Source organism: Acaryochloris sp. 'Moss Beach', from assembly GCF_021497025.1.
Classification (GTDB): Bacteria; Cyanobacteriota; Cyanobacteriia; order Thermosynechococcales; family Thermosynechococcaceae; genus Acaryochloris; species Acaryochloris marina_A.
Genome location: NZ_CP071717.1, coordinates 1,127,072 through 1,147,861 on the forward strand (window position 1 = coordinate 1,127,072; position 20,790 = coordinate 1,147,861).

Below are 20,790 nucleotides of genomic sequence, written 5' to 3' on the forward strand. Positions count from 1 at the left end.
ATCAGGGCTGTATCGCTTGAGTAACAGCCCTGATTTTTAGTAGCGGGTTCCAGCTTTGCGATGATGAACTGCAGTTTTGACGTTAGATTTCAACACTTCACCGTTCTTGACCGTGGCATAGATGACCCAGTGGTCCCCACATTCCATCCGATTAGCCACTTCGCACTCCAAATAAGAGATTGATTCTTTCAGAATAGGACTGCCATTACTAGCAGTATCCGTTTCAAGCCCCTGAAATCGGTCTTCACCTGGACCAAAAGACTTTAGGAAGTGCTTCATCATTCGCTGATAGTTATCTTCACCCAAAATATTGAGCACAAACGTACTCTCGTTATGGAGCAAGGACTCAACGGCTCGCTCCTTGGCAACCGCAACCGTAAATCCCGGTGGATTGAAGGTGGCCTGTGAGACCCATGAGGCCAGCATCCCACTCGCAACATCGCCTTGCTTTGCAGTCAGAATACAGAGAGAACCGACAATCCGACCTACAGCCTGTTCCGTTGATGTGGTTTGGGCTCCCAATTGGGTAGAACTTTGGGGACGGGATTTGGCTTTCTTGGCTTTCTTAATCTTTTGAGCAAAGTCAGTGCCCGATTCTTCACAGGTTTTGAGGGTGACATCAGTCGGCTTGAATTTCACCTTAATGGAGTCAAACCCAAAGCTGTAACCGGCATCCCGCAACTTTCCTTCTAATAAATCAATCGCTTCACCACTCCAGCCAAAGGAACCAAAAACCCCCGTGGGCTTCGTTTTGGGAACAGTCGACAGCAGAATTCCTAGGGCCGTTTGAATTTGAGTCGGGGCATGTCCCCCAAGGGTTGGCGAACCAATAATAAAGCCCTCACAATTGTCGGCAACGGCTTGAATATCCTTGGGGCTGGCCGTTTCACAATTGATCACCTGCACCGCTACCCCTGCCTTGGTAATCCCTCGAGCGATCGCTTGGCCAATAGTGGCAGTATTGCCGTAGGCCGAAGCATAAAGAATCGCCACCGAACTGGTTTTCTTTTTCTGGACCTCACTCCATTGCTGATAAGTACGAGTAAGCTCCTGAACACCATACCGAACAATAGGACCATGGTTAGGAGCATAGGTGCTGATCGCCAAAGGCGCTAACTTTTCGAGCACGACTTCGACCTGGCGGGCATAGGGGGCTTTCAAACAGTCAAAGTAATAGCGCCGATCTTCCCTCAGTTGAGTAGTGTTGTGGTCAAAGGCATCCTCGCTACAGAGATGAATGCCGAAGAATTTATCGGAAAAGAGCGTTCGAGTGGCAGCATCGTAAGTTAACAAGCTATCGGGATAGCGAGGCGTAGAGGCCCGAATAAACTGCAGTCGGTGCCCTTGTCCCAGGTCCAGAGTTTTGTCGCTGGCACTACTTCTGACAATCTTAAGATTCAGTTCATAGTCTGGGAGAGCAGATTTGAGGGCCGCTGCACCAGGGTTGGAACAAACGATAGTGACGCTGGGAACCTGATCGAGAAGTCCCTTTAAGGTTTCTGCGCGGTTGGCATTGACATGACCCAGCACCAAATAATCCAGCGTCTGTAAATCAAAGTCAAAATCGTCTAAATCAACAGACTGCTGAGTCACCCACCGGAGTTGATCCCAAAGCCGACCGAATAGTGGTTTAAAGGCAGCACTCGACTGAGCCGATATGGCCTGAAGCTGTTGAAAAAAGATTTCTGTGAAAGAGCCTCCTGGCGGATCGATCAGGGCAGTTTTATCCCCTTTAACGATGTAGGTATTGGCGGTTGTACCTCGTTCAAGAGCATATTCAATTTCAAATCGGAGGCGATTCCAACTGCGCGATCGCAACGCCAATGTCCCCGGTGCGACAGGAACCACCTGTACATCTCTAGCTTTATCGGTTGCAGACTGGGAAGTGGGAGTAAGGGTGGATGGGGTCATGAATCTATCCGTCTAACTGCAAGGAAGAACAAGGTTGAAATTGTGATAAAAACTGCTGAACGGCTTTAGGATCGCGAAGCGTCATCACGGTCTGTGGGGAAGGCAGCGTAGCCAGCGCTTGGACAATTTTGGGGCGATTGTGACTGGGAAAACACCATACGTACCATAGGAACTGCCAGTTGAGTCGCTCGGGACAATGAGGGGCCATGTCAGGTCGAGTTTGACCACGATACTGCCAGATGCGCTTGAGGACATGTACCAGGCATTGCCAGCGAGAAAAATCTAGGAAGATAACCCTATCGGCAACCGGAAGACGCAGATCAAAAGTGCCACTGTAATTGCCGTCTATAATCCAGGCTTCTGATTGGACTAGGGCTTCCACTCGTCGCCGCCAAGCCTGTGGTTCGGTTTCCATCCAACCCGGCTGCCAATATGCTTGGTCTAAATGGATCACTTTCAGGTTGAGAAGAGACCCCAACTGCCGAGCTAAGGTAGACTTACCCGCCCCGCAATTTCCAATAATGGCAACCTTTTGCACTCATTTAGCCTCGAAAATACTCGCAACGATCGATAAAGGCCAAATCCCTAATAGTAAGTACCCACCTGTCGATGATGGACTGCTGTGAGGCTATCAGGCTTAGACACCTTACCCACCGTAACCTCGCTATAGACCAACCAATGGTCGCTACATTCCATCCGGCTGATGACTTTACATTCCATATAGGAGAGAGCGTCTGCCAAAATAGGAGACCCATTTTCAGCCGTGCGCGTTTTGACCCCTGCAAATCGATCGGCCCCAGGTGGAAATCGCTTGAGGAAATGACTCATCAAGCTGGCATAATTATCGGCTTCCAAGACATTGATAACAAAGGTATCACCGACCTGCATCAGGGATTCGATCGCCCGATCTTTCGCCACGGCCACTGTAAACCCGAGGGGTTCAAAGCTAGCTTGGGCAACCCAGGAGGCCAGCATGGCCCCGTTCAGATCACCTTTATGGGCCGTAAGAATATAAAGGCCACTGCTAAGACGGCCTAGGGCTTTCTCCAAATCACCATCAATCTCTTTGATCTTCTTGATGTTTTCTTTCAGAGTCAATTTTTGGCCCAGGTCAGTTCCAGATTCTTCACAGGCTTGGTAAATCGCTTCAGTGGGGGTGTCCTTGACCCGAATCGCGCTAAAGGCTTCCTTTGAACCCGTGTCTTTAAACCGAGTCAATAGGGGATCAATGGGCTGATCGTCACCCCCATAGGATTCAAAAACACCAAAAATCTGCTTACTCTTGGCAGCCGCTAAAATCTGGCTAATTGCAGTTTGGGCAACCGTAGCGTAACGGCCTGACGCAGGTGGAGTCGTGACGACAAACGCAGAAACATAGTTGATTAGTTCCTGTACTTCTTGCACATCAGCGACTTTCAAATCCATCATCTCGACGGCGACCCCGGTCTTAGAAATGCCGCGGGCAATCGCTTGGGAGAGGCGATCGCTATAGCCGTAATCGGAGATATAAAAGACTGCTGCTGTTTTCTCTGCTTTGGATTTCTCCTTACTCCACTTGCGATACCGTTCTGTTAGCTCTTGAACATTGTGACGGAGAAGAGGGCCATGGCCAGTCGCAATAGTGTTAATGCCTTCTAGCTTGTCCATCCGCTTCATGGCTCCAAGGACAGAGCGAGCGTTGGGTCCCATCAGACATTCGTAGTAAAACCGATAGTCTGGTGAGAGGGCTTCTAGATTGGCATCAAAGGTATCGTCGGTGCAAAAGTGAGAGCCAAAGGCATCACAGGTGTAGAGGATTTGAGTCTTGTGATCGTAGGTGAAGATGGTATCGGGCCAGTGCAAATTGGGGGCATTGAGGAATTCCAAAACATGACCTTGGCCGAGGTCAATTTGATCGCCATTTTTGGCAATCTGGCTGTTGAAGGACTGGTGAACGAGGTTTTCTAAAAAGCTGAGGGCAATTTTGGCGCCGACAACGGTGATATTAGGGGCGAGGGCTAAGACATCTTTAACCAGGCCACTATGGTCAGGCTCGGTGTGGCTAATAACCAGATAATCAATCTCAGCTGGGTCAATTTCACCTTTGAGGAGGCTGAGGTATAGCTCTCGGAACTTCTCATGGGACGTGTCAATCAGGGCGACTTTGTCACCCCGGACTAGATAGGAGTTGTAGGTGGTACCGTTCTGTAACCCGAACTCGATGTCAAAGCGATCACGATCCCAATCCAAGGAGCGCATCACGGTGGTCTCTTCCCCAATCTCAAGGGTTTGTGTGGTTAATCGGTTGTCGGATTGTACGTTGCGATCGCCTAGTGCTACCATCAGCCACCTCCAATGCTATTGCAAATTGTTAAGATATATTGCAATTCTAGCTTAATATCTCCCTTGGTTTTGATTAGAAGTTGTGATGAATGGCATAGAGTTTTCCTGTTTCAGGCCATGCCTGTCGCTTTGCCTGCGAACTCGAATTGGATTTCCTGGAGGGTGCGACGCAATGCCCCGCCATGAATCCAGCCCACAAATCCACTGAATAGGCATTGGTCCTGGGGGGAGGCCAGAAACACATGATCCACCCGAGCAGGATTCTTCCATAACCGCAGGGTTAAGCCGGAGTCAAAGATCAGGGATACTTTCGCTTTATCAAAATCTCGCTGGTGGGCATCCGTCATTCCGGGGACGGCCTGCAGCCGTTGAATAATCTCTAGCTCAGGGGATGGCTTGACAGGGAGGGGTTGACGAGGAATTTGCCAAAACTCCCGGATGGCGCTATCAATCGCTGCATCATTACGTTGAGCACTATGGACAATATCGGGCAATACGACATGGTGAGCATGATCAAATTGGGTAGCTCCCAGCATGATTAAGCCATCACTGCCGCCATCGGTATTGCTGGCAATGGAGAGGGTTGGTATTGTAGCTGCGATCGCACTCGCCATACTTCGCCGATTCTTACCCAAATCCCGGGCAATCCCTAGCCCCACTTCCAAGGGATCCATGATCCGACAGACATCCGATCCGCCCACGGGGGACCCGACTAAAACAAGAGACTCTACCTGGGGCCACCATTCTGGATGACGATGCAACACCTCTAACCAAATCAACCCACCCATGGAATGTCCCACAACGCGAACCGGGAGTTGAGGATGGTCCGATATCATCTGAGTGGCAATGGCTTCCACATGTTGAACCAAGGGTTCAATCCGCAGCCAGGTCCGCCACCACCCTAAATTAGGAGAAATGATCTTGGTATTAGCGGGGGCAACTCTTCTCGCCAAACGAGCCATGGCCCCATTCGTATCAGCCCAACCATGCTGGACAAATAGCAAGCGTTCTGGAATCGAAGACGTCATAGACTCCTCTTAGGAATGACAAACTATGGTGGATCTAGACCTGTTCCAACCTCACCTTAATCCGATTTATCCCATCTTCACCTGGGCTAATATCCACTTTTGGGACTGGCTGGCCCTTAACGCCTGGCAAAATAAGGCATAACCTTTGACGGTGGATAGAATGACGGATCTACTGCTATCAACAGCACAACTTCCCCTGGGCAATAAGCGGATCGTCATGACGGCTCCTCGGCCCTATGCAGCACGTCTGGCAACCGCAATAATTCTGCAAGGGGGGTTGCCTATCGTTATGCCCACGATAGAGACCTGTGCCTTAGACCCTTCACCCAGCTTGGATCAGGCGTTGCAACATCTCAAGGATTTTTCTTGGATTGCCTTTACCAGTCGAACAGGTATTCAAGCCGTCATTCTGCGGTTGCAGCAGCTAGACATCCCCTTATTCCTGCTCAATCAATGCCATATTTGTGCCATCGGCCAAGATGCAGAAAGACTGCAAGAGCTAGGCGTTCGTGTTGACCTAGTTCCCGATGAATCGAGTCCGTCGGGCATTGTGAAAGAGCTGGCTCAAATTCCTGGGATAGAAACTCAACGCATTCTTGTTCCTATTCCCCAGGTGGAGAGGATGCCAGAGCCGGATATTGTGCCCAAGTTTATTATCGATCTCCAACAATTGGGATTGACCGTGATATCAGCCCCTGCCTATGTAACGCGTCGGCTCGATGCCACAGACTATGCTGTCGAGCTGGAGCAGATTTACCAGGGTAGGGTAGATGCGATCGCATTCAGCAGTACCGCTGAAATCTCTGCACTATTACAGATGGTTGATGCCGACACGATTGCAAAAAATTGCCTGATCGCCTGTTTTGGTCCCTATACCGCAGGGAATGCAAAAGACTTAGGGCTATCCGTTGATATCGTGTCCAAGGACTTTAGTTCATTTACAGGCTTTGTCGAAGCCATCGCTCAATTTTTCCACCCAGCTTCCGCAGATATCCCTAGGCAGGACCCCGTAATTTTGCCGTAAACTGTAAATACGTAAATTCGCCCCTGGCCAACCTTCTGTGAGCAAGGCCAGTACCTGGAGTTTTTGAGACACCATGTATCAGACCGCCGACCTTCATGTCGTTGAAACCCGTCCCTTGATTAGTCCTGCTTTGCTCCATCATGAAGTTCCTTTGACGGATACAGCGGCTGCCCTCGTCGCAGAAACGCGCGATCGCATCCGCAATATTCTGCGCAACGAGGATCAGCGCCTCTTAGTCATTGTCGGTCCTTGTTCGGTTCATGACGTCGATGCAGCATTGGAATATGGCAAAAAGCTCGCCGTGTTACGGGAACAGCTTTCCGATCAGCTAGAAATTGTCATGCGGGTGTATTTTGAAAAACCTCGGACTACCATCGGTTGGAAAGGGCTGATCAACGACCCTCATCTAGATGGTAGCTATGAAATTAATACAGGCTTGCGCTTGGCTCGTCAGCTGCTGTTGGATTTAGCCAATTTAGGCTTGCCCGCTGCGACAGAATTGCTCGATCCCATTACCCCTCAATATATTGCTGATGTGATTACCTGGACTGCCATTGGCGCTCGGACCACGGAAAGCCAAACCCATCGGGAGATGGCCTCGGGTTTATCCATGCCGATTGGTTTCAAAAACAACACCGATGGTAGTTTGCAAGCGGCGACTAACGCGATGCTAGCCGCCAACCAACCCCATCGTTTTTTAGGCATCAACCACCACGGCCTCGCCAGTATCGTCAAAACCACGGGCAATCCTGATACTCATTTGGTCCTCCGAGGTGGAAAGCAAGGCCCCAACTATGCCGAAGAGAATGTAGAACAGGCCACGAAAGAACTTTCCAAGCACAATCTAAACCCCAGAGTCATGGTGGACTGTAGCCATGCCAATGCCAATAAAGACCACAATCGGCAAGTCGAGGTATTAAAAGAAGTAGCACGGCAACTCGATCATGGCTCACAGCGGTTGTTAGGGGTGATGATCGAAAGCCATTTAGTGGCTGGGAACCAATCCATTTCAGAAGATTTGAGCCAGCTAACCTATGGACAAAGCATCACGGATGCCTGTGTCAATTTCGAAACAACAACCGAAATGTTGACCACCTTGGCAAAATCAGTTCGCGGTGCTGACAAGGTCTCCGTGAGCTAACTTCCCACATTTTTTTAAGGTGTGAGCAGTTTCTTCTTTTGCTCATCAGTCAAAATTGACAGGATACGTTGTTGAGCCAAGGATTCAACTTCTTGCAACTGGGATTTTTGATTGCCTGTGAGATTAAGCTGTTGCAGCGCAGCTGCTTGGGAGAGCTTTGCCGATTGCAGGGTTTGTAATTGCTTTTGTTGATCTGGGCTCAGAATATTTTGGATTTGGGCCTGGGCTAACGCCTGAACTTGCTGCACTTGCGCCTGTTGCTCAGTCGTCAGATTCAAGGCCGCTAGGGCTGAAGGGGGTGACGAGGATGGAGCAGGCGGTGTAGAGGGGACAGGAGCAGCAGGCGTGGGAGCGGGCGCAGTCGATGGTCCCTTTTGAAGCTGTTGTTTCTGGTCTGCATTCAGAATAGAGAGCAGTCGCTGCTGAGCAATGGATTCAATTTCTTTCAGCTGGTTAATTTGGTCCGGTGACAGGTTGAGCTTAGACAAGGCGGCCCCTTTGGATGCCCCTGAAGCTTGTAGCGATTGCAGTTCTGACCATTGGGCTGGAGTCAAGACACTTTTGACCTGGGCTTGGATCAAAGCATCAATTCTTTTGATCTGGGTCTCTTGAGCAGCACTCAGATTCAACGAAGATAGAGGATTGGCTAGGGGTGCTTGGGCAATGAATGAGGGTTGCGCAACAGGCGCTATCGGTGCAGTACTGGCAAGTTGTTTCGGAGTGAAATTCAGTTGTGCTGGAAACTCCAAGGGCTTTTGGGCTTGAGCTGCAGGCTGAGTGAGGGTGAATGCGATCGCACCCACAACAACAGAAATTAGTTTGGGTTTGATCATGTTTAAAAGCATCAAGAATTCAGCAATCAGTCTACTCTCTGGGGGCTTCACAGATAACAAGTTGTTAACCTGGGCGGTGAATCAGAGAAGGAGGGTCTACAAAGAAAGAAGAAAAGTAAGCCCATTTTGTTTCACAGCATAGGACATCTTTCCCCATGCAGGATGAGCAGGTTATTCTTGACACCAACGCCGCTTTTTATCGAGCTTTTGAGAAAAAAGATCTAGCAGCCATGCAAAAGGTATGGTCCCACGGCATTGCTAGTATCTGTGTTCATCCCGGCCGAGGGGAATTGAAGGGCTGGGACGCCATTGAGTCGTCCTGGGAAAAGATCTTCCAGAATACCGTCTATCTTGAAATTGACACCAAAATCATTACGGTCAACCGCAGCGGGGAGTTAGCCTATGTTGTGCTCATTGAAAAAGTGTTGCAGGTCGCCCAACGTCGCCAACAAAAAGCTGAATCCATGGCCACCAATATTTTTGAGCGCATGGGCCAGGACTGGTATTTAGTTCATCATCATGGCAGCCCCATTGTCAGTTAGGCCCTGGAGCAATGCAGTGACTCAAACCACTACAGCGTCTCAAGTCCTCACCTCGAGTTGAGAATTAACGTTTCTTTTTCTTCTTCAGCTTTTTGAGGAATTCAGGATCTTCTCGCATCGTCCGAGAGACCGTACGAAAGGCATTTTCGACTTGGGGTATTGGCAAATACGTATCGGCTTCTAAGGCCAACATCACCTTACTGCCATCACTTAAAGGCACCAAATAAATTTCTACGATGTTGTAGCCCCGATTGGTGCGTTTATACTGCAGCTCTCCTGCCAACATTTGTCCCAGAAAGCGACGCTGATGATATTCTCGTGCCGGAGCATTAATCCCTAAATAGGTTGTTTTGAGATACCCCAGTAACTCTTCATCTTCCATATTCAGCAGTTCTAGCCAGTCGGCAGCTAAGGAGGCCATGCGGATTTTGAGTTTGCGGTTTCCTTTTTGCGCCACTACACCGACGGTATCGTTGCCTAAGGATTTGACCTCGGAAAAGCCTTTTGGGGTTTCAAAGATCAGGCCATTGGCAAAGTGGGTGAGACGGTTGGGTTGCGATTTAACCTGGGTATCTGCTGTGGGAGCTTCCTCAGCTAGACTGGCGAGAGGAAGAAGGGTTGGGGTTAGGGCGATCAGACCTGCGATCGCAGTCGGTAACATCCGAAATTGAGTCATAGTATCAACCAAAAACTAAGGAATCAGGACAGTTCTGAATGTCTAGCAGAAAAAGTAAATAATGTTGTCCTAGGGGTGGGTCATTTGCACAGGTTGCACAGATTGGTCGAACTCTTCGGCAGTCATAAAACCAAGGGCGACGCAAGTTTCTCGTAAGGTTTGGCCCGTTTGATACGCTTGTTTCGCAACTTGTGCGGCCCGGTCATAACCAATTTGAGGCGTTAGCGCAGTCACTAACATCAGTGACTGATTCAGATAGGTTTCTATTTGCGACAAGTTGGGTTGAATACCAACGACCAGATAGGTTTTGAACGCACCACAAGCATCCGAAAGAATGCGAATAGAGTGCAAAAGATTGTGAATAATCACTGGCTTGAAGACATTCAGCTCTAGGTTACCCTGACTCCCCGCAAAACTAATCGCCGTGTCATTACCAATCACTTGAGCACAGACCATCGTTAACGCTTCGCACTGAGTCGGGTTGACCTTTCCAGGCATAATGGATGACCCGGGTTCATTAGCCGGCAAGCTTAATTCCCCTAATCCACAGCGAGGTCCAGACGCCATCCAGCGCAGGTCGTTGGCAATCTTGACTAAGCTACACGCCAAGGTTTTCAACACACCACTAGCCATCACAAAGGCATCATGGGCAGCCAATCCTGCAAATTTATTGGGGGCAGTGACAAAGGGCAAGCCCGTTAATGCTGCAATTTGGTGGGCCACTCGCTCTGCAAACTCAGGGTGAGTATTCAGCCCAGTCCCCACAGCCGTTCCCCCCAAAACCAATTCATATAGGTGGGGCAATGTATTCTGGAGTCTCTCTAGGTTTTGATCCAGTTGGGCAACATATCCCGAGAACTCTTGTCCTAACGTTAACGGCACTGCATCCATCAAATGGGTGCGGCCAATTTTGACAATTCCATCAAATTCCTCAGCCTTGGTCGCGAGAGCATCACGAAGGGCAGTCACTTGGGGAATCAATTGATGGACCAGTTGTTCCATAGCTGCAATGTGCATCGCTGTAGGAAACACGTCATTCGATGACTGAGATAGGTTGACATGATCATTGGGATGGCAAGGGTCTTTACTGCCCAACTGGCCACCCGCCAATTCAATTGCACGATTGGCAATCACCTCATTCGCATTCATATTGGATTGAGTGCCACTACCTGTCTGCCACACCCGTAAAGGAAATTGATCGTCCCACCGACCATTGACCACTTCCGTTGCCGCCAAAACAATCCAGTCTGCAACATCTGGCGACAACCGATCCAACGTTAAATTCACCATTGCTGCCGCTTTTTTAACAAGGCCTAAAGCACGAATCATTGACCGTGGCATCTTGTCATCACCGATCGCAAAATACTTCAGAGACCGCTGAGTTTGTGCTCCCCAATAGTGATGACTAGACACTTCCACTGTGCCCATACTATCGGTTTCGATCCGCACGTCATCGTTACGCTGAGAAGGTTGAGACATGCGCAGTTCGGCCTTTTTTCGAGAAATGTCAGCAAATTCTAGAGTATGGTACAACCATACGTTAACGTGGGTATCCTGACTGAGAGGGTGAGTTCAGGCAACTTAAGCGTTCCGTTTTTTGCATCATCCTTCATAATCTAATGGTGTTATTAGAACCGTAATGGTTCGGGCCGAAAGATGTTGATTGTGCCCAAAAAAAGTGGGTATCCTCCCAACAGAACCAAGCCTTAAACATTAGGTTTAATTATTTCCATATTGTTATTCAGCCTGTAGCGGACATACCTGTGGTGACTTCATTAAAAAGTCTGTTTTCGAATTCGAATCAGGGGGGTAGGCGTAGAGTTAACCCCGGACAGCGTGAATATCGTTCAACTTAAGCAACAAAAGCAGGGGACAAACCTCAATACTTTTGCGGCAATTCCTATTCCAGAAGGCGCTTTTCAAGATGGCCGGATTACTGATCCAGACGCCATTGCCGATGCCCTTCGTCAAGGAATTACAGAACATAAAATCAAAGCCAAAACTGCTATATGTGCCGTTCCTATTGGTGAAGCTGTCATTCGGTTAATTCGTTTACCTGCCGAACTGGACGAAATGGAACTGCGGGATATGGTTCTTAATCAAGAAGCAGCTATATATCTGCCCTTCCCTAGAGAAGAAGCAGATGTAGACTTTCAACGATTAGGAACAGACATCGATGAGGATGGTATTGAGCGAGTAGAAGTTCTCCTCGTTGCTACGCCAAAGGACATTACTGAAAACTACCTCAATGTTTTCCAACAGGCAGGTCTAGATCTGAAGGTTCTAGAAGTCAGTAGCTTTTCCTTAATCAGAACCCTGCGAAATCAACTCCTCCAATTTATGGAAGGGGAAGCAGTGGCACTGGTGAATATTGATTTTGATGGTACTGAAATTAGTATCGTCATGGATGGTATTCCTCAATTTAATCGGAAGGTACCGATTGGCACTCATCATCTTCAAAATGCTTTGAGTCGGGCGATGAATTTGCCTGGAGCAATGGGGGCAGATTTATTGCAAGGGATGACCGTTCCTTTGGACGTCACAGACAACACTGCCAATAACCCCAGCTCTGCTGCCATCCTGAGAATGTTAAGCGATTTATCAGACGAACTTCGCCGTTCCATCGACTTCTACTTAAACCAGGGTGAAAATTTAGATATTACGCAAGTCTTTGTATCAGGGCCAGGGGCCAGTTTAGGACAAATTGATGAATTTTTAACCCAGCGTTTAGGACTGACTACGACATTAGTCGATCCAATCAGTACGCTCGGCATTCAAAATTCAGATAGTATTCCGATGGCTCAACGTCCTGCGTTAAGTGTTGTTATGGGTCTTGGGATGCGGGAGGTATAAGTGCATGTATTCAATTGATATCAACCTATTAAATGACCGTCCAGAATATGGTCAACAAGTTGTCTCTTCTGCCAACTATGACAGTGATGATAAAACACCACTCTTTATTGGTTTAGGTGTGGGTGCAGCAGCATTAGGCTTAGTCTTAGTTGGCTTTGGCGTCACGTCATTCTTGAATCAGCAATTAGTAGCTGAAGAAGAGAATTTAGATAGTGAACTCGCTCAGCTAGCGCCAAAGTTGGCGGAAGTTGATGATCTAAAAGCTCAAGAGCAGCAAGTTAAAGCTGAAACAAAAGCTTTAGCAACGATCTTTAACCAAATCAAGCCTTGGTCAGCAACCTTGCAAGACATCCGCGATCGTGTTCCACCCACCTTGCAGGTGATAAAAATTCAGCAAAAGGCTGTAACGCCCCCTGCACAGACGGGACAACCTAATACAACCCCCGTTGCCGCTTTATCGGCACCGACACAGTTGACGATTACCGGCAACGCCATTTCCTTCAACGATGTCAATGACTTTGTATTGACTTTGAGAAAGTCACCCTTCCTCACCGTTGCACAGACACAGCTAGAGTCATCCGAGCGCAAAACAAATGATAAGACTAAGGTCTCTTTAGTTCAACATCAATTAAAAACCACGATCAATGATGTTCCAGCGTCCGAATTACTACAAATTCTGAACGCAAAAGGTGCATCTGGATTAGCTGCCCGGATTGGGGCACTGAAGCAAAAAGGAGTAATGAATCCATGACGGCCACTGGCGGATTTGCAAGAGAAGATGAACTCTTGGGACCTTCTTATCCCACTTTATTTGGGATCACTTTCACCCCCACGGTATCAGGAATCTTGGCAGCTGTTGTCGGTGTAGGCCTAGCGGCATATGTCGGAACTCAGCTTGTCTCACCAAAGATTACTGAATACCAAGGGCTCCAAGAATCTGTTGAGCAGAAAAAAACAGATTTAGAACAAAAAGAAGCAACGACTCAACGAGTAGATGAGATTGTTGCGCGGCTTAATCGCGCAAAGCGAGAAAATAGCGAGGTTCGCACTCTTTTCTCAGATCAGCAAGCATTGGATACATTGCTCTTAGATTTAAATCGCGTCATTGTTTCTAGTAATGCTGAACTACAGACATTTAAGCCTGATTACAGTTCGTCTGGCACTGTGACCGATAGCTCCTTAGGGGCATCCTTAAATAGCAAGATCAAACGGCAAGTAACCGCTGTGTCTTTTCAAGGAACGTTCAACCAGACTTTGCAAATTATGCAAGCCATTGATCGTCTGCAAACTGTTTTGGTAGTCCGTGACTTATCGATGGAGCTACAAAAACCAACCGACTTTGGCCCCCGAAATCTGGTGAAGTCTACTTTTAATTTGCATGCTTATGTGCCCTTGAGTGCAGAAGAAGCTGCTGCTGCTCAGGCTGCTGCCGCAAAAGCTAAACCAGAGGCTACGACGAATTAAATTCAATCGCTATTGCCTATGCTGCAACATGCAGCTCAATCTTCAACGAACAATCATCATTAATTATTAAATAGAGGAGTGTAGGGTGAACTCGTATCAAGGAAAACCCGGAATTATTATTGGCTGCGCTGCGGCCGCATTAGGCGCAATGATTCAGCCAGTATGGGCTGCTGAAACTGAAGTGACCAATGTTCAACTCAATCCCACTGCAAAGGGATTTGAACTCGTACTTGGAACTCAAGGTGATAACCGCCCCCCCATTTTTACAGTCAATCGAGGTAATACTTCCGTTTCCGATGTCAGTAATTCTCTCTTACGACTGCCGGAAGCAGGCTCATTTCAACAGAAAGATCCAGCTCCTGGCATTAAATTTGTAGAAGTTCGACAATTAGATCCTGATACAGTTCGAATTACAGTTGAAGGAGTTCATTCTGCCCCCATTGCCGAAACGATTCGCAACGACAATCGTGATGGTGTATTGGCCATCAAATTTGATGGTGCGCCCGGTAGTAGTGATCCGGTAGCCACATCTTCTCAACCCTCCAATCTTCGCTCTCGGGCTAGCGCTGTGCCCTCCTTTAGAAGTCGGGCTAAAGCTCCCCCTGTTGGAGATATGGCCATCGCTCCCTTGAATGTTGAGCCTGACCGTATTGATCTGGGAAGTGACCAAATTATCCCTAAGTTGCTACTGCGTGAAGCTCCTGTACGAGAAGTTTTGACACTCTTAGGCCGTGCTGCTAATGTCAACGTTGCATTTGCAGAGCAAGGTGGTGAAGGTGAAGAAGGATCTTCCGCCTCGTCTACCATCACCCTAGACATCGAGAATGAGTCTGTTGATGATGTCTTTAACTACGTCTTACGCTTGTCTGGAATGCAGGCCAATCGAGTCGGTCAAACCGTCTTTGTAGGTAAAACTCTACCAGGCGATGCCCAAAACCGGGTTGTGAGAACAATTCGTCTGAATCAAATCAAAGCAACATCAACGAGTAAGAGATCAAATACACTTTCAAGTAAGGCTGATACGGGAGGGAATATTACTCCTCAATCGGATAGTGGCGGTAGTTCTAGTACCACTGAAACTGGAATCACTCGTGAAACTTCTCTTACACAAGAGATAGAATCGCAAGGCGCTAAAGAAACTTTAGAGAATTATGGGGCGAATGGCGGTAGTGAAGAAGGAAGTTCTGCTCTTTTAGAAGGACTAGAAGTTGTCGCTGATGGTCGGACAAACACGATCACCCTCATCGGCACACCTCGCAAAGTAGAGACAGCAACATCGATCTTGACGAGATTGGATGTTCGACAACGTCAAGTAGCAATTAACGTCAAATTTATAGATGTCAATTTGCTGAAGGGTAAAACCTCAAATGCTGACTTACAATTTCGTGCCAATGATTCTTTAGGAATCGGCTTTAGACAAGACCCAAATGGTAGTGGCAACAGTGGTCTGTCGACAATTTTTGGATCAGGTGCGGTTGATATTGTTGGCAGTGGTCTGTTTACATTAACTGAAACATTTTTGGCTAATTTGTTTGTATCTATACAAAATAATAATGCCAAAATTCTGACGAATCCTACATTGCTAGTGCAGGAAGGGAGTTCAGCGCAGGTCAACCTGACTCAACAAGTGTTTACAGGCTTTGTACAGAGAACAAATACTGATGCTACTGATGCTGGAGGCGTCTCTTCTACACAATCTCTAGAACCAAACATTCAGAATGCTGGAGTCATCCTCAATGTCGCAGTAGACCATATTGATGACAATGGATTTGTGACCATGAGTATGTCGCCAGAAGTCAGTTCAATTTCAGGAACGTTCACAGATGCTTTATCTGGTGGACAAGCTAATCTGCTGGCACAACGTCGAATCGAAACAGGCAAGTTACGCCTACGAGATGGTCAGACTCTAGTGCTAACAGGTATTATACAAGACCAAGATCGTGTAGGAGTTAGCAAAGTTCCGATTCTGGGTGATATCCCTCTTTTGGGCCGCCTATTCCGTCGAGAAACTAACTCTCGAGAGAGGACTGAATTAGTAGTCTTGGTAAGACCTGAAATTGTAGACGACTCGGATCAATCTACTTTTGGTTACGATTATAAGCCGGGTGAAGAATCGCGAAAGTTATTGAAGCCCTAGATTCATACTCTATCTACACAAACCTAATCTAACAGCGAAGCCCATCATGTTTGTATGATGGGCTTCGCTGTTAGATTAGGTTTGTGTGCTTAGCTAAACAGAGGGTTGTACACTGTTGCTCAACCAGAGATGCGGCCCCGTAGCTGGTTTGGGGGTAAAGAGATTTATACTGTCACTAATTCTGGTTCAGACCGCTTGCTGTTACGGATAGCTTCGATAGTTGTGGCATAGTCATCAGCCTTGAACACAGCTGATCCAGCCACAATGGCATTAGCCCCAGCTTCCAAAACTTGCCAAGAATTGTTGGCTTTTAAGCCACCATCGACTTCAATCCAAGGATCTAGTCCACGCTCATCACACATTTGGCGAAGCTTGCGGATTTTGGGTAGGACTCCAGGAATAAAGCTTTGCCCGCCAAATCCAGGGTTAACACTCATGATCAAAACCAAATCGCAAAGTTCTAAAACATAATCAATTTGATCTAAAGAAGTGCCAGGATTCAAAACGACTCCCGCCATTTTGCCTAACTCTTTAATTTGACCTAAAGCTCGATGGAGATGGGTTGTAGAGCTAGCTTCGGCGTGAACGGAAATGATGTCTGCCCCTGCTTTAGCAAAGTCGGCAACATATCGCTCAGGTTCCACAATCATCAAGTGAACATCTAAAGGCTTCTCTGTCACTGGGCGAAGAGCATCCACAATTAAAGGGCCAATGGTGATATTTGGGACAAAACGACCATCCATAACATCTACATGAATCCAGTCCGCCCCAGCTTTATCGACGGCTCGAACTTCCTCACCTAAACGGCTAAAATCCGCAGACAGAATAGATGGAGAGATGACGGTCGATTTGGGTGAAGAAGATAGAGTCATGGTAAAAGATCCGGTTATGACGACTGCTTAGAGAGGCAAAGTTGAAAACTTGAGCACTTTCGCAGTAACCAGTTTAACAAAATCTTCAACTTTGACCTAACCCTGATTCTTAATCAACCCCTGATAAATCGGTTAAGCGTAGGTTTGTTGGGCCAGTTGAATCGCTTTGCGGCGGGCCTCGATAATTTCATCCATCTCCCGGGCTAGTTGAGGGGTGCGTTCGATCAGCACTTGCATAGCTTCGATTTCTAAAATCATGACATCCACATCGCTCAGGGCAACAACGGAGTTAGAACTAGGTTCCCTTGAGAGCAAAGCTGTGGCCCCAAAAAAATCTCCTTTGGATAACCTCAAGACTTCTTGATCATGATTTGTGTGACTCAGGACATTCATCTGAACCTGACCCGCCAACAGAAAGTTCAGCTTTACCTCTTCTTGTCCTTGATAGATAATGCGTTCCCCTTTACCAAAGGATTTAAAGTCTGCATTGGCAACCAGTTGCTCTAAGACATCTGAATGGGTCGTGATGAAACAGGGAAGCGATCGCAACTCCGTAATGATCCGATTCGTACTGCCGTTTAACTCATCCTTGTGAGGGCGTTCATGAATCAAGGTGCGAATGGGAAATGGAATCGTTAGCCCATGACGCTGGGCGGCATACCAAACCCGAGTCATAAATGCATCACGAATATCGGGAACCCGATCATAATCCCGCAAATACAAACGGACATAGTAATTGATGGATGAATCCCCATAGGCACTCGTTTGGATGATGGGTTCTGGGTCCGATAAAACTCCTGGTGTTTCCAACGCTGCTTGGCGAATCACCTGCTTAACCTTATTGGGTGGATCATCGTAGGAAAACCCTAATTCAATCGGTTCACCATGCAAGGGTTGGGGGCGGCGATAGTTGTAAAACACTTCCTTGGCCAACACAGAGTTGGGCACAATCAGCATTTCTTTGTTGCGAGTGATGAGGTGGACGGCACGCCAGTTAATTTCAATTACTTTACCAACCACGTCCCCAAATTTGAGCCAATCTCCAATCACAAAGGGGCGACCAAACAGCAGTGCAATCCCTGAAAATAAGTTACCCAGAGTATCTTGGAGGGCAAGACCAATCACAATTGAACTAACCCCTAAGGCGGTCAGCAACCCACCTAAATCGGTTTTCCAGACCAATGAGAGCACAAATGCCGTCCCAATTAAGATGAGGAAAAACCGGGTTAAATCTCTAAGGAGCTTAGGCACTTGGGCCTGCCAAGTATGTCCCCCTGCTTCCACAAACAGCAGCACATTTACATAGGACAACGCCGCATGAATCAAAGACACCCAGAGGGATGTCTGCAGCAAGCGAATGGCCGTTTGTTCAGTATCTAAACCGATAATTTTGGTGAGGACAATAAACCCAACGAAAATCGGCAAGACCAGATTTCGCAAGATTCTCAGGGTATGGACCAAAGGCTTCCCATGTTTCTGGGAATAGACAATGGATTCATTTAAGACCAACATCAGGCAGGGAAACCCTACCATCAAGCCGCAGCTCCAGAGAAACCAGGATTGCTGAAGAAGAGAGGAAGTCATTACTTGCACTGAGAAGACGTCAGAAGAAATGGGGAAAATGAGCGCAGCTAAATCTTGAGCAACCAAGCCGGGAGCTTATTATTACCACTAATGATGACTTCACGACTATTATCAAACTCATAGATATCGCCCAGCTGGTCATGAACCGATTGGCTGACCTGAACCGTATCGCCTTCGCCGGCTGTTTGCATACGATGGGCAATATTGACCGTATCTCCCCACAAGTCATAAATAAACTTGCTGCGACCGACAATACCCGCCACCACAGCTCCAGAATTGATGCCGACTCGGGCTCGCAATGCAGTTTGATGGGTTTGATTGAACCGCTGGACAATACGGGTAATCTCAATACCAAAGTCCATAATCCGTTTGGTATGGTCCAGTCGGGGAACAGACAGACCACAAACGGCCATATAGCCGCTACCAATCGTTTTAATCTTTTCTACACCGAAGCGTTCAGCAGCTTCGTCAAAGGCGCGGACTAGCTCATTGAGTAAAGCTACAATTTCACTGGCAGGCAGTATTTCTGCTAAATCAGTGAATCCAATTAAGTCTGCAAATAACACCGTGACATTGGCATAGCTATCGGCAATTTGCTCCTCACCACTTTTTAAGCGTTGGGCAACCGGTTCAGGCAAAATACAAGAGAGCAATTGCTCATTTTCCTGGCTTTGTAGTTCTAACGCTTGGGTTTTATTAGATAAACTTTCCACCATTTGGTTGAAAGAAACCGCCAAATCATGGAACTCATCTTGAGAACTTACAGAGACAGTGACGTCGGTATTGCCTTCACTGAGGTGCCGAAAACCCGTAATCAAGGTTTGGATAGGCTTTACAAACAAACGGGATAGAAAAAGCGCCAGAACAGTGATCACCAAGATCAAAATTGCGGTTGAAATCAGGACTTGCTTCTGAAATTCGGTAATGGGAGCAAAAGCTTCGTCTGCATCCATTTCAGCCAAGATGGCCCAGTCCAGACCTTTGACTTGGAGGGTACTATAGGAGCTGAGAACAGGAATTCCCCGATAATCATCAATAATATCGATACCCGAATTACCTAGCAGGGCTCGCTGAGCTGCAATTGTTTTGACTTCTTGCTCCAAAATTGAGTTCTTCTGCCGCCGCATTCGCTCAATTTGTTGAGGTTCGAGACCACTTTTGGCCAAGGATTGAAAATAGTTGGAAGAGTTTTCTAATAAGAAACGAGAATTAGAGCGCAACAGAAAATCTGAGCCAACTAAATAAGTTTCCCCACTCGTCCCTAGACCCATTTCTTGCCACCGTTGACCGTTGGTCATGACTTCGTCAATCTTCTTGATATTGACCTGAAGAGCCATCACGCCAATCAGTTCTCCTCCCTCGAATAAAGGGCTGGCAATAATGGCAGCGGGACTATTAAGAGAGGGGCGATAGGGTTCAAAATCTGTGAAGGTTACGAACTTAGGCTCTCCTTTACGAACGACCTCCCGGAATGCTTGGGCTAAGACACTTTGAGAATAGGGACCTGACTCTAAATCAGTACTAAAATCAACCCCTTTATAGGTGCTGTAGACGACTTTGCCAGATTTAGGATCGATCAAAAACAGATCTTCATAGGTGAATTCTGAGACTAAAGAGCGGAATGCTGGATGATATCGTCGATGCACTTGGGTATATTTGCTACCATCGCCTGGATCATCAATTTGGACTTTTTCGTCAAAATTCGGCGTTTTAATGGTGTAGTGATACTGCAAATAGACATCACTATTGCCCAAAGGCAAATAGGTTTGGACCTGGGGTTCCCCATCTATATTGGCGTCTAAGGGCTGGATAAATTCTTTTTGGTAATAGGCTTGAATCGCTGGCTGCCACTGGCTTGGAATTTTTTTGGAATTAAGTTCCTGGTGGGCTTGCTTAAACGCTTTCATGGCCTCTTTGGTGGTGGGATTACCACTGAGAAAGCGCATTTGGCGGTTCAGTTGATCAAAGAATGATCGCACCTCATAGCTTTTAGTAGTGCGTAAGCTGGTGAGCTGGTTAAAAATGCGGCGGGTTAACGCAGCTTTACCGCTGTTGTAACCAATAAAAGCAATTACTAGGATTGAGCTTACGCTGACCCCTAAGAACATCAGGGTCAATTTAGATTGAATACTTAACTTCTTCAGCACTCGTGGAGTCTTCCTCAGACAATCGGTCAAGGTCTTGCACTTGGCTTGTTTTTACCATGCTTCGTACCGTTTATGGCTGAAAAATCTTGTTTTTGCTACGACTGTAGAGATATTGGAGTTAAATTCTGAAAGAAGGGAATCTTAGAGTTATCGAAATCGACTTTATCGTCAGGCTGATAACATCCGTTTTTCAACATTATGTGCCTATCCTCAAAAAGCTTCATCTCGCCTGATCCTTATCCAACAAGGCATTTCA

General features: G+C 47.3%; 17 protein-coding genes. 7 read left to right on the forward strand and 10 right to left on the reverse strand.

Annotation, left to right across the window (positions count from 1 at the left end; all coding sequences use genetic code 11):
- Nucleotides 1-36: 36 nt before the first annotated feature.
- The 4 genes from HRE53_RS05190 to HRE53_RS05205 form a co-directional block, all read right to left on the reverse strand.
- Nucleotides 37-1,911: a diflavin flavoprotein gene (locus tag HRE53_RS05190; protein WP_235109330.1), complete on the reverse strand. Its 1,875-nt coding sequence runs from the start codon at nucleotides 1,909-1,911 to the stop codon at nucleotides 37-39.
- Nucleotides 1,912-1,915: 4 nt separating this feature from the next.
- Nucleotides 1,916-2,449 carry a DNA topology modulation protein gene (locus tag HRE53_RS05195; protein WP_235109331.1) on the reverse strand — a complete coding sequence of 178 codons (534 nt, stop codon included), beginning with the start codon at nucleotides 2,447-2,449 and terminating at the stop codon, nucleotides 1,916-1,918.
- A gap of 47 nt (nucleotides 2,450-2,496) precedes the next feature.
- On the reverse strand, nucleotides 2,497-4,233 hold the full coding sequence (locus tag HRE53_RS05200; RefSeq protein WP_212662512.1) for a diflavin flavoprotein: 1,737 nt from the start codon (nucleotides 4,231-4,233) through the stop codon (nucleotides 2,497-2,499).
- A 110-nt stretch (nucleotides 4,234-4,343) separates the two neighbouring features.
- A complete protein-coding gene (locus tag HRE53_RS05205) occupies nucleotides 4,344-5,261 on the reverse strand; it encodes an alpha/beta fold hydrolase (protein WP_235109332.1) in 918 nt (305 codons plus the stop codon).
- Between the two features lie 160 nt (nucleotides 5,262-5,421).
- On the opposite strand from HRE53_RS05205, the gene HRE53_RS05210 reads away from it, so the two are divergent.
- Together HRE53_RS05210 and HRE53_RS05215 are read left to right on the forward strand one after the other, a co-directional pair.
- Complete coding sequence (locus HRE53_RS05210; RefSeq protein ID WP_235111055.1) at nucleotides 5,422-6,285, forward strand: uroporphyrinogen-III synthase; 864 nt, start codon at nucleotides 5,422-5,424, stop codon at nucleotides 6,283-6,285.
- 73 nt (nucleotides 6,286-6,358) lie between these two features.
- Complete coding sequence (locus HRE53_RS05215) at nucleotides 6,359-7,426, forward strand: 3-deoxy-7-phosphoheptulonate synthase (protein WP_212662514.1); 1,068 nt, start codon at nucleotides 6,359-6,361, stop codon at nucleotides 7,424-7,426.
- 14 nt (nucleotides 7,427-7,440) lie between these two features.
- Here the strand turns inward: HRE53_RS05215 and HRE53_RS05220 are convergent, their stop codons facing one another.
- Nucleotides 7,441-8,259, reverse strand: a complete 819-nt coding sequence (locus tag HRE53_RS05220) for a hypothetical protein (protein ID WP_235109333.1) — start codon at nucleotides 8,257-8,259, stop codon at nucleotides 7,441-7,443.
- A 155-nt stretch (nucleotides 8,260-8,414) separates the two neighbouring features.
- Here HRE53_RS05220 and HRE53_RS05225 point away from each other — a divergent pair, with 155 nt between their 5' ends.
- A complete protein-coding gene (locus tag HRE53_RS05225; RefSeq protein WP_235109334.1) occupies nucleotides 8,415-8,801 on the forward strand; it encodes a nuclear transport factor 2 family protein in 387 nt (128 codons plus the stop codon).
- 64 nt (nucleotides 8,802-8,865) lie between these two features.
- On the opposite strand, the gene HRE53_RS05230 is transcribed toward HRE53_RS05225, so the two are convergent.
- Both HRE53_RS05230 and fumC read right to left on the reverse strand, forming a co-directional pair.
- Entirely contained in the window at nucleotides 8,866-9,477 is a 612-nt protein-coding gene (locus tag HRE53_RS05230; protein WP_235109335.1) for a hypothetical protein, read from the reverse strand.
- A gap of 69 nt (nucleotides 9,478-9,546) precedes the next feature.
- Nucleotides 9,547-10,926 (reverse strand): class II fumarate hydratase, encoded by a 1,380-nt coding sequence (gene fumC, locus HRE53_RS05235; protein WP_315876559.1) that lies wholly within the window; start codon nucleotides 10,924-10,926, stop codon nucleotides 9,547-9,549.
- Nucleotides 10,927-11,313: 387 nt separating this feature from the next.
- Between fumC and pilM the strand changes: the two genes are divergently transcribed.
- The 4 genes from pilM to HRE53_RS05255 all read left to right on the forward strand — a co-directional run bounded on the left by pilM (nucleotide 11,314) and on the right by HRE53_RS05255 (nucleotide 15,931).
- Nucleotides 11,314-12,330, forward strand: coding sequence for a type IV pilus assembly protein PilM (gene pilM, locus HRE53_RS05240; protein WP_235109338.1), 1,017 nt, complete (start codon nucleotides 11,314-11,316; stop codon nucleotides 12,328-12,330).
- A 4-nt stretch (nucleotides 12,331-12,334) separates the two neighbouring features.
- Nucleotides 12,335-13,081, forward strand: coding sequence for a PilN domain-containing protein (locus HRE53_RS05245; protein WP_212662519.1), 747 nt, complete (start codon nucleotides 12,335-12,337; stop codon nucleotides 13,079-13,081).
- Nucleotides 13,078-13,794 (forward strand): type 4a pilus biogenesis protein PilO, encoded by a 717-nt coding sequence (locus HRE53_RS05250; protein WP_212662520.1) that lies wholly within the window; start codon nucleotides 13,078-13,080, stop codon nucleotides 13,792-13,794. The genes HRE53_RS05245 and HRE53_RS05250 overlap by 4 nt, the downstream gene beginning before the upstream one ends.
- An 85-nt stretch (nucleotides 13,795-13,879) precedes the next feature.
- A complete protein-coding gene (locus HRE53_RS05255) occupies nucleotides 13,880-15,931 on the forward strand; it encodes an AMIN domain-containing protein (RefSeq protein ID WP_235109340.1) in 2,052 nt (683 codons plus the stop codon).
- A 164-nt stretch (nucleotides 15,932-16,095) separates the two neighbouring features.
- Here HRE53_RS05255 and rpe read toward each other — a convergent pair whose 3' ends face one another.
- The 3 genes from rpe to HRE53_RS05270 all read right to left on the reverse strand — a co-directional run bounded on the left by rpe (nucleotide 16,096) and on the right by HRE53_RS05270 (nucleotide 20,564).
- Nucleotides 16,096-16,803, reverse strand: coding sequence for a ribulose-phosphate 3-epimerase (gene rpe, locus HRE53_RS05260; protein WP_212662522.1), 708 nt, complete (start codon nucleotides 16,801-16,803; stop codon nucleotides 16,096-16,098).
- Between the two features lie 132 nt (nucleotides 16,804-16,935).
- Entirely contained in the window at nucleotides 16,936-18,387 is a 1,452-nt protein-coding gene (locus HRE53_RS05265; protein WP_212662523.1) for a mechanosensitive ion channel family protein, read from the reverse strand.
- A 47-nt stretch (nucleotides 18,388-18,434) separates the two neighbouring features.
- Complete coding sequence (locus HRE53_RS05270) at nucleotides 18,435-20,564, reverse strand: adenylate/guanylate cyclase domain-containing protein (protein ID WP_235109342.1); 2,130 nt, start codon at nucleotides 20,562-20,564, stop codon at nucleotides 18,435-18,437.
- Between the last annotated feature and the right edge of the window lie 226 nt (nucleotides 20,565-20,790).

Excerpts from the sequence above, each read along its gene's own strand:
- HRE53_RS05190 (WP_235109330.1), bottom strand. The coding sequence starts at position 1,911 with ATGACCCCATCCACCCTTACTCCCACTTCCCAGTCTGCAACCGATAAA.
- HRE53_RS05200 (WP_212662512.1), bottom strand. The coding sequence starts at position 4,233 with ATGGTAGCACTAGGCGATCGCAACGTACAATCCGACAACCGATTAACC.
- HRE53_RS05205 (WP_235109332.1), bottom strand. The coding sequence starts at position 5,261 with ATGACGTCTTCGATTCCAGAACGCTTGCTATTTGTCCAGCATGGTTGG.
- HRE53_RS05210 (WP_235111055.1), top strand. The coding sequence starts at position 5,422 with ATGACGGATCTACTGCTATCAACAGCACAACTTCCCCTGGGCAATAAG.
- HRE53_RS05215 (WP_212662514.1), top strand. The coding sequence starts at position 6,359 with ATGTATCAGACCGCCGACCTTCATGTCGTTGAAACCCGTCCCTTGATT.
- HRE53_RS05220 (WP_235109333.1), bottom strand. The coding sequence starts at position 8,259 with ATGATCAAACCCAAACTAATTTCTGTTGTTGTGGGTGCGATCGCATTC.
- HRE53_RS05225 (WP_235109334.1), top strand. The coding sequence starts at position 8,415 with ATGCAGGATGAGCAGGTTATTCTTGACACCAACGCCGCTTTTTATCGA.
- HRE53_RS05230 (WP_235109335.1), bottom strand. The coding sequence starts at position 9,477 with ATGACTCAATTTCGGATGTTACCGACTGCGATCGCAGGTCTGATCGCC.
- HRE53_RS05245 (WP_212662519.1), top strand. The coding sequence starts at position 12,335 with ATGTATTCAATTGATATCAACCTATTAAATGACCGTCCAGAATATGGT.
- HRE53_RS05250 (WP_212662520.1), top strand. The coding sequence starts at position 13,078 with ATGACGGCCACTGGCGGATTTGCAAGAGAAGATGAACTCTTGGGACCT.
- rpe (WP_212662522.1), bottom strand. The coding sequence starts at position 16,803 with ATGACTCTATCTTCTTCACCCAAATCGACCGTCATCTCTCCATCTATT.
- HRE53_RS05265 (WP_212662523.1), bottom strand. The coding sequence starts at position 18,387 with ATGACTTCCTCTCTTCTTCAGCAATCCTGGTTTCTCTGGAGCTGCGGC.